The organism is Salegentibacter haimaensis, from assembly GCF_054121495.1.
On the sequence record NZ_JBSYGH010000004.1, the window covers coordinates 186,631 to 199,717 of the forward strand.

Sequence of the window (13,087 nt, forward strand, 5' to 3'; positions counted from 1 at the left end):
TGCCTAATTCAGTATTCATAAGTGTAAAATGAGATGAGCTTTTTGGGAGATATTACTCAAAAAAACTAAAAACCGAGCTGCCGTACTTTCGGCTATCTGTAAAGCCTTCTAAATGCGAAAGATTGGTGTGTTTTGAATGTTCTATGATAAGTTGGCCGTTTTCTTCAAGCAATGCTTTTGAAAATACTAGTTGGTGGATACGTTCAAAATCTGCGGAAGGGAAATCATAAGGCGGGTCGGCAAATATAATTTTTGCCTTTATCGGCGCTTTTTCCAAATACTTAAAAACATCACTTTTTATCACCTGAATTGGAAAATCGAGTTCTGCCGCGGTTTTTTTGATGAATTTTACGCAGTCGAAATTGGCATCTACCGCTGTAATATTTTCGCAGCCGCGGGAAGCGAATTCATAGGCGATATTCCCGGTTCCCGAAAAAAGATCTAAAACGCTGATGCGCTGCAGCTGAAAATTATTATTCAAAATATTAAACAGGGCTTCCTTGGCCATATCGGTAGTAGGTCTTACCGGCAATTTTTTGGGAGCAATGAGTCGTTTGCCTTTAGCGGTACCTGAAATTATACGCATTAGAGTGAGTTTATTAAGGTGAATTCGGTCAAGGCAGCTTCAGAGTTTTCTGGAAATTCAAAATTATGGAAGGGCCCAAAAAAGCTTATATTTTTAATATACATATAGCAAAGCTCGAAAATCTCTGAATCTTTTTGAATATCTCCCAGTAAAATTAATTCAAATTTGTTGGGATCCAGCCCCAATTGTTCGGCGGTAAAAAGGAGGTAGTATAAAAAATCTTCAGGCGAAGAATAGGAAAAGCTATTGCACAGTAAAACATCTCCATCTTCAATTACTACCAGGTCAAAATTGCTTTTACGGTTGTTTAAGTAAACCTTGGCTTCTTTCTCCCGGAGAAGAGCCAGGAGACTCTCAATTAGAATACTTATGCTGTGTTTATACTCAAATTCCCCATACTTTTCAAAGAAGAAATTGGTGATGTTGGCATAGGGCACATAGACATTAACCATATTTCCCCCTGAAATTTCGTCGTGCGCTATAAAATCGGTTTTTAGAATGCGGGTGTTGAATTTGAGAAAATCAGATTCATTGGTTTCGCTAAAATATTCGGCAGGGACAAGGCTGTACAGCTCGTTTGTAAAAAGCAATTCGAGTTCGTCTACCTCTGCTTTAAGTTCAGCTTCTTTATTGTATTCAATCTCAATTAGCTTAAGAAGTTTGCCGGGATCTGAAGGCTGGGGAATATCGATATGTTTGTAGAATTCCACGAGGTTTTCCTCGCGGTTTAGCCTACAAAAAGAAAGTCCATCCAGGCTAACCTGAATGGACAGTTTCTTAAATGTTTTTTCTGAATTATTGATCGCCATAAACCTGTGGCCAGTTTCCGCTGGTGTTCACCTCTTCCATAGAGCCTACACTAATATAACGGCCATTTACATCATCTACCGATTGTACTTCATTTTGCTGAAGTACCAATTCTCTATCCTGATCCTGAAGCACTACGCTTTTAGCAACACGGGCTTCGAACACAGGAATTCTTGAATTTCCTTTCTGAACGGTACCAGCTCTTAATTCGATTTTATCATCAACGCCCTTAATTGGGATGTTAATCATATTGCGGTAACGCTCTCTGTCTCCTTTAAAAAGTGAATCGGCTATAGAAGCGAAGCTTAAAGTATCAATGATTACTTTCTCGATGTATTGATCTACACCGTATGCTTTTTTATATTCTTCGTCAAGTACCGTAGTATCTCTTCTTTGAGTAATTGCGAATTCGGCAGTATCTAAAAACTGAACCAATTTATCAAAATCTCCCTGGAAGGTTCCGGTAACTTCACGGTGAGCCATTTCAGCAGCTCTAATATCTTTTAGGTTTTCAATTACTTTGGCGTAACGTTTCTCTTTAACTTTGTTAAATTGAATAGGGCGGTAAACCGCATCAAAGGTAAGGTAGGCTAATCCTATAATCACCAACCAAAGAAGTAATTGAATTGCAAGTCTCATGCTTTAAGATTTATTTTTTAAATTAATAGGGTTACCCGACAAATCTACAATTTTTTTTTATTCGCAAAAGTTTCTGCCCTAAAAATCATTCCTATCTTTGAGGCTGGACGATTAATTTATGGAAAATCTCTCGGGAAGCCAATTTTACAAACTACTGCTTAATGATCTTGGATTTCCGCCTAAAGCGGGTCAGGATTTGGCCTTACAGATGCTTGCCGACTTTTCGACCTCTAATTCAAAAGATTCGCTTTTTGTCTTAAAGGGTTTCGCCGGAACCGGAAAAACAACCATCATCAGCGCCTTGGTTAAAAATCTCTGGAAGATCAAAAAATCGGGAATTTTGCTGGCGCCTACTGGAAGGGCCGCCAAAGTAATCGCTAATTATTCAAAAAAAGAGGCCTTTACCATCCATAAAAAGATTTATTTTCCTAAAAAGGGAAAAGGCTCGGGGGTGAGTTTTGTCCTGCAGCCCAACAAGCATAAAAATGCGATTTTCATAGTTGATGAAGCCTCGATGATATCAGACTCTCCCAGCGAATCAAAATTGATGGAAAACGGAAGCCTGCTCGATGACCTCATAGAATATGTGTATTCCGGTCAAAATTGCCAGCTTATTCTTATTGGAGATACGGCGCAGCTTCCGCCGGTGAAGATGGAAATTAGCCCGGCACTGGAAACCGATAAACTCGAATTTGCTTACCAGAAAGAAATTCAGCAAATCGAATTAGACGAGGTGGTGAGACAGGCAAAGGAAAGTGATATTCTTGCAAACGCCACCCGAATAAGGGAAAGCATTCAGGATGGTTTTTATGAAAGTTTCAAATTCAACCTGGGACCAAAAGCCGATGTGGTTAGGCTGCAGGATGGTTACGAGGTGATGGAAGCCATACAGGATTCCTATTCGAGATTGGGCCACGAAGAAACCAGCATTATCGTTCGTTCAAATAAAAGAGCGAACCTTTATAATCAACAAATTCGAAATAGAATTCTGTTTCAGGAAGAAGAGATTTCTGCCGGAGATTATCTGATGGTGGTCAAAAACAACTATTTTTGGGTGAAACCCAGTTCTGAAGCCGGTTTTATAGCCAACGGAGACATCATTAAAGTGCTGGAAATCCAGGCAATAAAAGAGCTTTATGGTTTCAGGTTTGCAGAAGTTAGCGTGCAAATGGTAGATTACCCAAAAATGAAGCCTTTTGACACCGTGGTTTTGCTGGATACCCTCACCAGTAATTCGCCTTCGCTTAGTTATGAAGAATCGAATACTTTATACCAGGAAGTAATGAAAGATTATGCCGATGAAGGCTCGAAATACAAGAAGTTTTTAAAGGTGAAAAACAATCCGTTTTTTAATGCTCTGCAAATTAAATTCTCGTATGCCATGACCTGCCATAAATCGCAGGGTGGACAATGGGACACTATCTTTATAGAACAACCTTACCTGCCCGAAGGCGTGGGTAAAGAATACCTGCGCTGGCTCTATACAGCCGTAACAAGAGCCACCAATAAACTATATTTAATCGGTTTCAAAGACGATTTTTTCACTGAAAATTAGTGCATACAAAATGGAAAATTCTTTAAAAGTAATTGCAATGATTCCGGCCCGTTACGAGGCCAGCCGTTTTCCCGGGAAGTTAATGCAGGACCTGGGAGGTAAAAGCGTAATAAGACGAACCTACGAAGCCGCTAAAAACACAGATCTTTTTCAGGAGGTTTATGTGGTTACCGATAGTGAAAGAATCTATGCGGAAATAACCGGTTTTGGCGGGAATGCGATTATGAGCCAAAAAGAACACGAATGTGGCAGCGATCGCATTGCTGAAGCGGTTGAAAATATGGATGTTGACATTGTGGTAAATGTGCAGGGAGATGAACCCTTCATCGACCGGGAAAGCTTATCGAAGCTCCTGGCCGTATTTTATACTGAAGGAGCCGAAGAAATCGACCTGGCTTCTTTAAAGTCGGCGCTTTCAGAAAGCGATGAAATCACCAATCCCAATAATGTGAAGGTGATCACCAACAATGAGGATTTCGCGCTATATTTTTCCAGGTTTCCTATTCCCTATCCAAGAAACACCGAAGCAAAGGTGACTTATTTTAAGCACATTGGTATTTACGCTTTTCGAAAACAGGCTTTGATGGATTTTTATAACCTCCCAATGCTTTCGCTCGAAGATGCCGAAAAAATCGAATGTATTCGGTATTTGGAATACGGGAAGAAAATAAAAATGGTGGAAACCCAACTTCGGGCCATAGGAATCGACACCCCGGAAGATCTCGAGAAAGCCAGAAAACTGGTCTAATTGCTCACAGCTTCTTTATAAACTTTCAACGCGCGTTCCCGGGCTTCTTTATGCTCTACCATAGGTTCAGGATATTTTGAAGTTTCATATTCCTCAACCCACTTTTTGATATATTTTTCGTCTTTATCGAATTTATCGATCTGGGTGGTGGGATTAAAAATTCTGAAATAAGGCGCGGCATCCACCCCGCTGCCGGCCACCCATTGCCAATTTCCAACATTGGATGACATCTCGTAATCCAGCAGTTTTTCAGCAAAATAGGCCTCTCCCCAGCGCCAGTCTATAAGTAAATGTTTGCATAGAAAACTGCCTACCAGCATTCTAATGCGATTGTGCATAAATCCGGTTTGGTTGAGTTGTCGCATCCCTGCATCAACTAAGGGATACCCGGTTTTGCCTTCTTTCCACTTTTTAAAGTCTGCTTCGTTATTGCGCCATTTAATTCGGTCGTATTTTGGTTTAAAGGCATCGGTTACCGTTTGGGGGTGATGCCACAGCACCTGCATAAAAAATTCCCTCCAAATCAGTTCTTCCAAAAAAGTTTTATTCGATGAATTATTTGCCTTTTTTACGACTTTACGAATACCAATAGTTCCAAATCTTAGATGAGCTCCAAGGCGAGAAGTGGCATCTTTAAACGGGAAATTCCGGTATTTTTCATAATCATCTATAAGGCTGGGGCTCAGGTCAAAATCAGGTACTTCAATTGCCGATTTTTTAAATCCCATATCGCTTAGGCTTAAATTTGAAAGACGGCTGTTTTTAATTAAGTTTTCCAAATGCTGACTGGTATAATGAATTTTGAGTTTTTCAGGATCAAACTTTTCTTTCCAGCGTTTCATATAAGGAGTATACACCACATAAGGATCGCCATCCTGTTTTAATATTTCGTCTTTTTCAAAGATCACCTGATCTTTAAAACTGTGAAATTCAATATTTTCTTCCGAAAGAATTTTTTCTATCTTCTCATCCCGTTCTTTGGCATAGGGCTCATAATCTTTATTGGTGAAAACTGCCCCAATTTCATTCTCTTCGATCAATTTTCTGAAGATTTTTTCCGGCTTATCGTAATAGATAGCAATCGAAGAATCATATTTTTCCTGCACTTCCCGTCGCATTCCTTGCAGGTTTTCGAAGATGAAGCTCACCCGGGTGTCGTCTTTTGGCAGAGAATCGAGAATTTCGGGATCAAAAATAAAGATGGGTAAGACGGGCTTACCCGACTTTAAAGCCTCTAATAGACCAACATTATCATCTAAACGCAAATCTCTCCTGAACCAAAATATATTTACAGCTTTACTCATTAACTAAGATTTAATTGAGACAGGCCACCGTCTACTCCCAGAATTTGACCGGTTATCCAACTGCTTTGATCTTCGAGTAAAAATGCGGTTAGTTGCGCAATATCAGCTGCTGTACCCACTCTTTTCAATGGATGCCTTTCTTTCATGGTTTCTACCTTTTTTTCATTCGAAAGTAATTTTTCGGCAAGCGGAGTATCGATTAGCGAAGGTGCGATCACATTCACTCTAAAAGAGGGAGCATATTCTGCAGCCAGGGATTTCGCAAATCCTTCTATTGCGGCTTTTGCAGCAGCCACACTGGTGTGAAAAGGCATTCCTTTTTGGGCGGCGATGCTGCTGTAAAAAACCAAGGAAGCCTGTTCAGATTTTTTTAGATTCGGCAGTACAGCCTGCAGGCTTTTGACAAGCGAGAAAAAATTGAGCTGCATTTCATCTTCATAATCTTTTGGTTTCAGTAGTTTAAAAGGCTTCAAATTTATGCTACCGGGGAAGTAGACAAAGGCGTCTAATCGCTCGGGAAGTTCTAAATCATTTAGATCGTCATTCAAAACATCAAATTTAAAATGTTTGAGATCCAGGTTTTCAAGATCTTCAGCTTCGCGGGAAACCACATAAAGATTATGTCTGTCTATTAACAGATCAATCAATTCACGCCCAATTCCGTGGGAGCCACCTATAAGTAAAATATTTTTTTTCATATCGTATTTTTTAGAGCGGGTACCTTGAATTCTCCAAAAAATTCCAGCAATTTCTTTCTTCTGAATTCAAAAATCTCCTCCAGTTTTGGCCGCACTAAAACGGGATGTACAGCGCGGCCTAAAATTCCGAAGGGTAATTTGTAGTCTATAATATCTTCCATTTCCACACCACCATCAATTTCTTTCAAAAAATGTTTGTGATGCCAGAGGCTATAAGGGCCAAAACGCTGTTCGTCTACAAAATATTCGCCTTCCTTTACGTGGGTGATTTCGGTTACCCATTTGGTTTTTATGCCTGCAACAGGGCTTACCAGATATTGTATGATCTGGCCGGGGAACATTGGCCGGTCTCCGCCAGAGATAATTTCAAAGCCCATATATCCCGGGGTAATTTTTTGCAAATTTTTGGGGTCGCTGAAAAAATTCCAGGCCTCGGCTTTAGAAATAGGAAGGCGTTGTAAAGCTTTTAATTGATAGATTTTCATATTTCTGAATTCAGTAGAATAAAAGTAAGCTTCACTTTGTTTAAAATAAAATAATTATAGTTAAACAAAATTTAAATTGCCGAACTTATGTAGTATGCAGGCTTCTTGGTATATTTGGGAATAACTACAAAACCAGATACGATGAAAAAAATAACTATGTTCCTGGCATTTATTGCAGGTTCTTTCGCGATGCAGGCTCAGATTGAAGCGCCACAGCCCAGCCCGTTTACCAAAGTAGAACAGAAAGTTGGTCTTACCGATGTTACACTGGAATATTCCCGGCCCGGTGTGCGGGGACGAACAATATTCGGGGATTTGGTGCCTTATGGAAAAGTATGGCGCACCGGGGCAAACGCCAATACAAAAATTAGTTTTAGCGACGATGTGAAAGTAGGAGGGAAGGAGCTGGCTGCCGGAACTTATGCTTTGTATACCATCCCGAACGAAAACCAATGGGAGGTGATTTTTTATAAGGATGCCAATAATTGGGGAAATCCGCAGGATTGGAAAGAAGACAAAGTAGCTGCAAAAGCGATGGCCGAAGTTGATGAACTCCCTTTTTCTATGGAAACATTTACCATTATGATTGATGATCTTACGAACGATTCGGCAATGCTAAATATCGTTTGGGATCAAACTGTAGCCAGCTTAAAAATTGAAGTTCCCACTGAAAAGCGGGCTATGGCCAGTATTGAACGTGTAATGAAAGGTCCCGGAGCCGGCGATTATTTTGCCGCTGCCAGCTATTATCACGACGAAGGTAAAGATCTTGATAAGGCTTATGAATGGATTCAGAAGGCGGTTGAAATGGGTAATCCAGATGCTTACTGGGTGTTGCGCAGAAAATCTTTGATAGAAGCCGATCTTGGAAAAAAGAAAGAGGCAATTGCCACTGCCAAACTTTCTCTTGAAAAAGCTGAAAAAGCCGGCAATGCCGATTATGTTAAAATGAATAAGGAGTCTATTGCCGAGTGGGAAAATTAAAAATTTCAATTGAAATTAAAAAAAAACGGGAAGCGATCGCTTCCCGTTTTTTTATGCTATACTTCAAGTTTTTTTAACTCCCGGTAATTTCGGTAAAGGTTTTTAAGCAGGATGCCATAGACCACTCGATAGAACAGCCAGATAAGACCAATAAAAATGGCCATTACGAATAACATGCCGCCGGCAAAGATTAGCCACTGTGTTGTGGTAAAAGTATATTTAGACGGGTCATCTACCACCGTTTGATTGATGTGGTAGTAAACCATAAAGCCGGTATACACCAAAGACGAAATAACCGTTGAAATTATTATAAATGCGATATAGCATTTCACCGTTTTACGGGTGCGTAAGATATTGGTCATCAAGGTTGTTGCATCATCGGTCGCCGATATTTTTTGGTAGTTTCGATAAAATCTATAGATAAAATAGAAAGTTACAAGGTAAGAAACCACGTAAAGAGCAATGGTAAATTCTTTTAAATGAATAAGCTCCATTTGTTTCCAGAATTGACCATCGGCCAGGAAAACATTCAATACCCCCCAGAAAAGTAATTCAAGGATGCTGATAATAAATATCCATTTTACTATAGAAGAAGATTTCTTCCACAGCATTTTATAGATATCCTGGTAAGAAAGCCGGGGTAGGGTTGCTTCCTGTTTTTTCCAGTCCTTTTTTAATAGGTCTAATTCATCCATCTAAAATCAGGGATTAAGTATATTTTTTAATTTAGTTTTCACTCGGTTCATTTTCACTCGCGCATTCACTTCAGAAATTCCCAGTGTTTCAGAAATTTCCTTGTAATTTTTTTCTTCCAGGTATAGGAAGACCAGGGCTTTTTCGATATCGTTTAATTCCTTAATCGCCGAATATAAGAGTTTGAGTTGTTGTTCAACTGCGTCATCATATTCTTCAGCTTTAATTTTGAAATCTACCGAATCGAAATCCTGGGTTTTTATATGTTTTTTCTTTTTACGGTATAGGGTTATGGCAGTGTTCAGGGCCACCCGGTACATCCAGGTACTAAATTTTGAATCCCCTCTAAATTTGGGATAAGCCTTCCAAAGTTGAATTACTATTTCCTGAAAAAGATCATTATGCGAATCCTGATCATTGGTATAAATACGGCAAATTTTATGCGCGATATTTTGATTCTCTTCCAGGTTTTTTACGAACTGATGTTCTAATTCTTTACTCACACTGCCGGGTTAGTAACTATTGGTATGCTAATGCAGTTCAATGTTACAAAAAACTATAATTTCTAGTTAATGGAAAGGAAATTCTTCTGCCCACCGCCCATATTTGGTAAATTTGAGAAAAATCAACCGAATATGAATGTTCCTAATATAGATTTACCCAGGGTGGTGATAATTGGAGGAGGTTTCGCCGGAATGGCCCTGGCCAGAAAAATGCTCAAAGAAGATTTTCAAACCATTATTTTCGATCGAAACAATTTCCATACTTTCCAGCCTTTACTCTATCAGGTTTCTACCTCGGGCCTGGAACCCGACTCGATTGCATTTCCCTGGAGAAAAATTACCCGGGCCAGCAAACGCTGCCTGTTTAGAATGGGGGAGGTGATCTCTATAGATGCTGAAAAAAATATAATTGAAACCAGTATTGGTTCTTTAACCTACGATTATCTCGTGCTGGCTACAGGGTCCAAAACCAATTTCTTCGGAAATAAAAGTATCGAAGAAAACGGGATGTGGATGAAAACCGTGCCGCAAGCCCTGAACATTCGTAGCCTTATACTTGAAAACCTGGAGCAGGCCGTGATTACCGATGATCCCGAAAAAAGAAAATCCCTGCTCAATTTTGTACTGGTGGGCGCAGGTCCTACAGGGGTTGAATTAAGCGGTGCGATAGCCGAACTTAGAAATCAGGTAGTGCCTAATGATTATCCCGATATCGACGCCAATGAAATGAACATTCACTTGCTCGAAGGTTTGGATAGAGTCCTGCCACCAATGAGTGAAAAATCTTCTAAAAAAGCCCATAAATTCCTGGAAGAATTAGGGGTGAAAATCCATCTCAATACAATGGTGGAGAGCTACGACGGACTCGTGGTAAAAACCAATACCGACCTGGAGCTTAAGAGTGAAACCTTTATCTGGTCGGCCGGGGTTACCGGGGCACCGGTAAAGGGTTTAAACGCCTCGGCTATAGTAGAACAGGCAAACCGCTATAAAGTAAATGCATTTAACCAGGTTGAAGGTTATGATAATATTTTTGCCATAGGGGATATAGCACTTATGCAAACCGAAGACTATCCCAAAGGGCACCCTATGGTAGCACAGCCTGCTATACAACAGGGAAAACACCTGGCCGGCAATTTGGTTAGAATGCTGAAAAAAGAACAGCTTAAACCTTTTCAATATAATGATAAGGGAACTATGGCAACAATTGGCCGCAACAGGGCTGTTGTTGATTTAGGTAAGATGAAATTTGGCGGATTTCTGGCCTGGTTTATCTGGATGTTTGTTCACCTCTGGTTTTTAATTGGCTTTAGAAACCGACTGGTAACCTTTTTTAACTGGCTTTATAATTATGTGAATTACGATAAAGCCTCCAGGTTAATCATAAGACCCTTTAAAGGTTATGAGAAACAAATGTCGGTAGATAAGGATAAGACTTAAAAAAAACAGGAGCCGAAGCTCCTGTTTTAATTTTCTATCTGTGTTTTCTAATTTCTTTATTATAATCTTCTGCCAGGTCGGTTTTTTGTTTTTCTGTTAAGGCTTTACCCGCCATTTGAAAAACTTCATGCTCTTCTTCATCTAAATGATGAATAACCTTATCCTGTAAGTCCCTGGCAATTTTAAGCCAGTTTGAGGCATCCATTTCGGTATCTTCGAGTTGCTCGATAAGTTCATCCATTTCGTGATGCTCGGCTACGCTGTGTCTTGCTTTTTCCTGGGTAAGATCTTTTTTAATCAGCGGAATATAAAAGTGCCGTTCTTCAGCATCGGCGTGAATTTTCAACTCGTGTTTTAACTGTTCAAAGATCTTTTTTCGCTCTTCTGTATCGCCGTGGGTTTCTACAAGTTTTGCCACCAGCTCCCGCTGAATTTCGTGTTCCTGGCGTAAGGCTTCAAATATTGTCATAGGTTGGATTTTAAAAGATTCAATTTACTAATTCCAGAATTTCTGTTTCCAAAAGAAAACTTAATACTTTCAATTAAAAAAAGCGACCCCGAAAAGGGCCGCTCTAAAAACGAAAATTGAAAAAATGATTTACTTTTTAATTTCGGCACAGGCTACTCTGTTTCCTGCATTTCCTGAGGGTTGAGAAGTGAAATCGTCAACACCGTCGTGAATGATCACCGAAGTACCTGTAATATCTTTATTCTTGTCGCCACAACCTATACACCACTCATCGGTGCTAAAGTTTACACTGCCTCTACCGTTGGCATCAACTGTGAAGTTTCCTATATCTCCTTTATGATAGCCTTCTGAAGCTCCCCATTTTCCATGTGGTTGCCCGGTTGGATTCCAGTGACCTCCGGCCGAAGAGCCATCATCGGCAGAACAATCGGCTTTTTCGTGGAGGTGAATGGCGTGTTCTCCTTCAGCCAGGCCGCTAATAATTGCGGTCATAGTTACCGTACCATTTTCTTCGCGGAATACAACTTCTCCTTCAACCTCACTTCCGCCTTTTGGTTCAAGGCTAACAGTTATTTTTTTAACTTCTTCAGAACTTTTTCGATCGCCTTTCATCTCGGTGCGATCTTTTTCTTCCATAGATTTCTCTTCTTCTTTTTTCTCGTTTTTGCAGCCTGTAAAAACAAGACCTGCACAAAGTATGAGACTTAAACTTATGCGTTTCATAATAGGTTGGTTTAATTTCATTTTAATGTTTTACTAAGTTATAGATTGATTCAGGTTCTGCAAACTATTTAAGGATAGCTTAACATGAGCCTGAAAATTCATGATTTCTCCAGGTTTTTCGTTTTTATAGTTGTAGGAGAGGTTAAGCTTTTGTGCACCGGACACTTATCTGCGATTTCCAGCAGCTTATTTCTTTGGGAATCGTCCAAATCTCCTTCTATTTTAATCTGCCGGTCAAAATGATCGATTTTAGCTGAATCTATTTCACAATCTTCACAATCTTCGGCATGTTGCCGGGAATATTTCACGTGGGTTTCCACATAATCTAAAGGCCATTTCTTTCGGCGGGCATACATTTGAAGGGTCATAGAGGTGCAACTGGCCAAAGAGGCCGATAATAAATCGTAAGGAGTAGGACCAAAGTCATTTCCGCCTAAAGATTCGGGTTCATCGGCGATAAAGTGATGTTTTCCTGCTTTTAACTGTGTGGTGTAACCCTGGTCTCCCAAAGCTGCCACCACCTGTAGTTGGGTTGCGGGCGCATTGATTTCTTCATCTTCCAGGACCACATACTTTTTGGCCCAGGCAGCAATAACCCCGGCAGTGTAGATGGCATCGCTTTTCGATGACAATAGATGATCGGCCTTATCCAAAGAAACAAAGCTTTTGGGATGTTTTGCCGCGAGATAAAGCTCTTCTGCCTGCTTTATACCCACTATCAAATCTCCCGGTGAGTGTAAAATCAAGAGCGCTTTTCCCCAGTTTTTCATAAAATCCCTGGGCCTGTGTTTACGAATATCTTCAAGAAATTTATCGGTGATATTAAAATCCCGACCTCCAATATTAATTGCGGCACTTCCATTTTTCTTTAATTCATCGATGCTTCCCCTTAGATGCTGCTCTACATGCTGCACAGTTGAGGGAGCGCCTATGGTTGCCACCGCTTTAACCGATTTTATTGCTTCGGAAGCATATAATACTGCAGCGCCGCCTAAAGAATGTCCTACCAATAGAGCTGGAGCCTTGTACTCTTTTTCTAAAAACCTGGCGGCAGCAATCAAATCTTCCACATTAGCCGAAAAACCTGAAGTGGCGAAATCGCCTTCACTTTCTCCCAGGCCTGTAAAATCGAAGCGTAACACCCCGTAACCATATTCAGCTAAGGAACGACTGATGTTTTTTGGCGCGAAAAAATTTTTATTGCAGGTAAAACAATGGGCGAAAAGCGCAAAACTCTTTGGTTTTGTATTAGAGGGTAATTCCAGGTAGCCTACCAGCTGGTCGCCATTTTTATTTTTGAAGTGAACTTTATCGGTTTTCATAATGCTGCTTTAAATCCTTAAATTACGCATTATGGCAGGGATAAGGCGTTAAATAAAAGCAAAAGAGGCTGTCTGAAAAGGCAGTCTCTTTTTTATTGGAAATAATTCAGGATAGTATTATTTTCATGGTA

The 13,087-nt window shown here is 40.1% G+C and carries 15 protein-coding genes; 4 read left to right on the top strand and 11 right to left on the bottom strand.

Going from position 1 to position 13,087, the window contains the following annotated elements; translation table 11 throughout:
- Positions 1 to 52: 52 nt before the first annotated feature.
- The 3 genes from ACW6QP_RS06250 to ACW6QP_RS06260 are packed head-to-tail and all read right to left on the bottom strand — an operon-like array spanning position 53 to position 2,032.
- Complete coding sequence (locus ACW6QP_RS06250) at positions 53 to 586, bottom strand: RsmD family RNA methyltransferase (protein ID WP_457909998.1); 534 nt, start codon at positions 584 to 586, stop codon at positions 53 to 55.
- Positions 586 to 1,395, bottom strand: coding sequence for a DUF3822 family protein (locus ACW6QP_RS06255; RefSeq protein WP_457909999.1), 810 nt, complete (start codon positions 1,393 to 1,395; stop codon positions 586 to 588). The genes ACW6QP_RS06250 and ACW6QP_RS06255 overlap by 1 nt, the downstream gene beginning before the upstream one ends.
- Positions 1,382 to 2,032: a hypothetical protein gene (locus ACW6QP_RS06260; protein ID WP_457910000.1), complete on the bottom strand. Its 651-nt coding sequence runs from the start codon at positions 2,030 to 2,032 to the stop codon at positions 1,382 to 1,384. The genes ACW6QP_RS06255 and ACW6QP_RS06260 overlap by 14 nt, the downstream gene beginning before the upstream one ends.
- A 118-nt stretch (positions 2,033 to 2,150) precedes the next feature.
- Here ACW6QP_RS06260 and ACW6QP_RS06265 point away from each other — a divergent pair, with 118 nt between their 5' ends.
- Together ACW6QP_RS06265 and kdsB are read left to right on the top strand one after the other, a co-directional pair.
- Positions 2,151 to 3,587 (top strand): ATP-dependent DNA helicase, encoded by a 1,437-nt coding sequence (locus ACW6QP_RS06265; RefSeq protein ID WP_457910001.1) that lies wholly within the window; start codon positions 2,151 to 2,153, stop codon positions 3,585 to 3,587.
- A 10-nt stretch (positions 3,588 to 3,597) separates the two neighbouring features.
- Complete coding sequence (gene kdsB, locus ACW6QP_RS06270; RefSeq protein ID WP_457910002.1) at positions 3,598 to 4,335, top strand: 3-deoxy-manno-octulosonate cytidylyltransferase; 738 nt, start codon at positions 3,598 to 3,600, stop codon at positions 4,333 to 4,335.
- Here kdsB and ACW6QP_RS06275 read toward each other — a convergent pair.
- The 3 genes from ACW6QP_RS06275 to ACW6QP_RS06285 are packed head-to-tail and all read right to left on the bottom strand — an operon-like array spanning position 4,332 to position 6,822.
- Entirely contained in the window at positions 4,332 to 5,639 is a 1,308-nt protein-coding gene (locus tag ACW6QP_RS06275; RefSeq protein WP_457910003.1) for a cryptochrome/photolyase family protein, read from the bottom strand. The genes kdsB and ACW6QP_RS06275 overlap by 4 nt on opposite strands.
- Positions 5,639 to 6,337: an SDR family NAD(P)-dependent oxidoreductase gene (locus ACW6QP_RS06280; protein WP_457910004.1), complete on the bottom strand. Its 699-nt coding sequence runs from the start codon at positions 6,335 to 6,337 to the stop codon at positions 5,639 to 5,641. Before ACW6QP_RS06280 ends, ACW6QP_RS06275 begins: the two co-directional genes overlap by 1 nt.
- Positions 6,334 to 6,822: an SRPBCC family protein gene (locus ACW6QP_RS06285; RefSeq protein ID WP_457910005.1), complete on the bottom strand. Its 489-nt coding sequence runs from the start codon at positions 6,820 to 6,822 to the stop codon at positions 6,334 to 6,336. Before ACW6QP_RS06285 ends, ACW6QP_RS06280 begins: the two co-directional genes overlap by 4 nt.
- Positions 6,823 to 6,963: 141 nt before the next feature.
- On the opposite strand from ACW6QP_RS06285, the gene ACW6QP_RS06290 reads away from it, so the two are divergent.
- Entirely contained in the window at positions 6,964 to 7,806 is an 843-nt protein-coding gene (locus ACW6QP_RS06290) for a DUF2911 domain-containing protein (protein WP_457910006.1), read from the top strand.
- A gap of 56 nt (positions 7,807 to 7,862) precedes the next feature.
- On the opposite strand, the gene ACW6QP_RS06295 is transcribed toward ACW6QP_RS06290, so the two are convergent.
- Both ACW6QP_RS06295 and ACW6QP_RS06300 read right to left on the bottom strand, forming a co-directional pair.
- Positions 7,863 to 8,501 carry a hypothetical protein gene (locus tag ACW6QP_RS06295; RefSeq protein WP_457910007.1) on the bottom strand — a complete coding sequence of 213 codons (639 nt, stop codon included), beginning with the start codon at positions 8,499 to 8,501 and terminating at the stop codon, positions 7,863 to 7,865.
- Positions 8,502 to 8,507: 6 nt separating this feature from the next.
- A complete protein-coding gene (locus ACW6QP_RS06300) occupies positions 8,508 to 9,002 on the bottom strand; it encodes an RNA polymerase sigma factor (RefSeq protein WP_457910008.1) in 495 nt (164 codons plus the stop codon).
- Positions 9,003 to 9,134: 132 nt separating this feature from the next.
- On the opposite strand from ACW6QP_RS06300, the gene ACW6QP_RS06305 reads away from it, so the two are divergent.
- Positions 9,135 to 10,442, top strand: coding sequence for an NAD(P)/FAD-dependent oxidoreductase (locus ACW6QP_RS06305; protein ID WP_457910009.1), 1,308 nt, complete (start codon positions 9,135 to 9,137; stop codon positions 10,440 to 10,442).
- A 34-nt stretch (positions 10,443 to 10,476) separates the two neighbouring features.
- Here the strand turns inward: ACW6QP_RS06305 and ACW6QP_RS06310 are convergent, their stop codons facing one another.
- The 3 genes from ACW6QP_RS06310 to ACW6QP_RS06320 form a co-directional block, all read right to left on the bottom strand.
- A complete protein-coding gene (locus ACW6QP_RS06310; RefSeq protein WP_457910010.1) occupies positions 10,477 to 10,911 on the bottom strand; it encodes a hemerythrin domain-containing protein in 435 nt (144 codons plus the stop codon).
- 129 nt (positions 10,912 to 11,040) lie between these two features.
- Positions 11,041 to 11,634, bottom strand: a complete 594-nt coding sequence (locus ACW6QP_RS06315) for a superoxide dismutase family protein (protein ID WP_457910011.1) — start codon at positions 11,632 to 11,634, stop codon at positions 11,041 to 11,043.
- 98 nt (positions 11,635 to 11,732) lie between these two features.
- The gene (locus tag ACW6QP_RS06320; protein ID WP_457910012.1) at positions 11,733 to 12,956 is read right to left on the bottom strand and encodes a bifunctional alpha/beta hydrolase/OsmC family protein; all 1,224 of its coding nucleotides are present in this window, start codon (positions 12,954 to 12,956) and stop codon (positions 11,733 to 11,735) included.
- Between the last annotated feature and the right edge of the window lie 131 nt (positions 12,957 to 13,087).

Coding starts and splice junctions, on each gene's coding strand:
- ACW6QP_RS06275 (WP_457910003.1), bottom strand. CDS start 5,639: ATGAGTAAAGCTGTAAATATATTTTGGTTCAGGAGAGATTTGCGTTTA.
- ACW6QP_RS06290 (WP_457910006.1), top strand. CDS start 6,964: ATGAAAAAAATAACTATGTTCCTGGCATTTATTGCAGGTTCTTTCGCG.
- ACW6QP_RS06320 (WP_457910012.1), bottom strand. CDS start 12,956: ATGAAAACCGATAAAGTTCACTTCAAAAATAAAAATGGCGACCAGCTG.
- ACW6QP_RS06285 (WP_457910005.1), bottom strand. CDS start 6,822: ATGAAAATCTATCAATTAAAAGCTTTACAACGCCTTCCTATTTCTAAA.
- ACW6QP_RS06280 (WP_457910004.1), bottom strand. CDS start 6,337: ATGAAAAAAAATATTTTACTTATAGGTGGCTCCCACGGAATTGGGCGT.
- ACW6QP_RS06310 (WP_457910010.1), bottom strand. CDS start 10,911: ATGACAATATTTGAAGCCTTACGCCAGGAACACGAAATTCAGCGGGAG.
- kdsB (WP_457910002.1), top strand. CDS start 3,598: ATGGAAAATTCTTTAAAAGTAATTGCAATGATTCCGGCCCGTTACGAG.
- ACW6QP_RS06250 (WP_457909998.1), bottom strand. CDS start 586: ATGCGTATAATTTCAGGTACCGCTAAAGGCAAACGACTCATTGCTCCC.
- ACW6QP_RS06265 (WP_457910001.1), top strand. CDS start 2,151: ATGGAAAATCTCTCGGGAAGCCAATTTTACAAACTACTGCTTAATGAT.
- ACW6QP_RS06305 (WP_457910009.1), top strand. CDS start 9,135: ATGAATGTTCCTAATATAGATTTACCCAGGGTGGTGATAATTGGAGGA.
- ACW6QP_RS06295 (WP_457910007.1), bottom strand. CDS start 8,501: ATGGATGAATTAGACCTATTAAAAAAGGACTGGAAAAAACAGGAAGCA.
- ACW6QP_RS06315 (WP_457910011.1), bottom strand. CDS start 11,634: ATGAAACGCATAAGTTTAAGTCTCATACTTTGTGCAGGTCTTGTTTTT.
- ACW6QP_RS06260 (WP_457910000.1), bottom strand. CDS start 2,032: ATGAGACTTGCAATTCAATTACTTCTTTGGTTGGTGATTATAGGATTA.
- ACW6QP_RS06255 (WP_457909999.1), bottom strand. CDS start 1,395: ATGGCGATCAATAATTCAGAAAAAACATTTAAGAAACTGTCCATTCAG.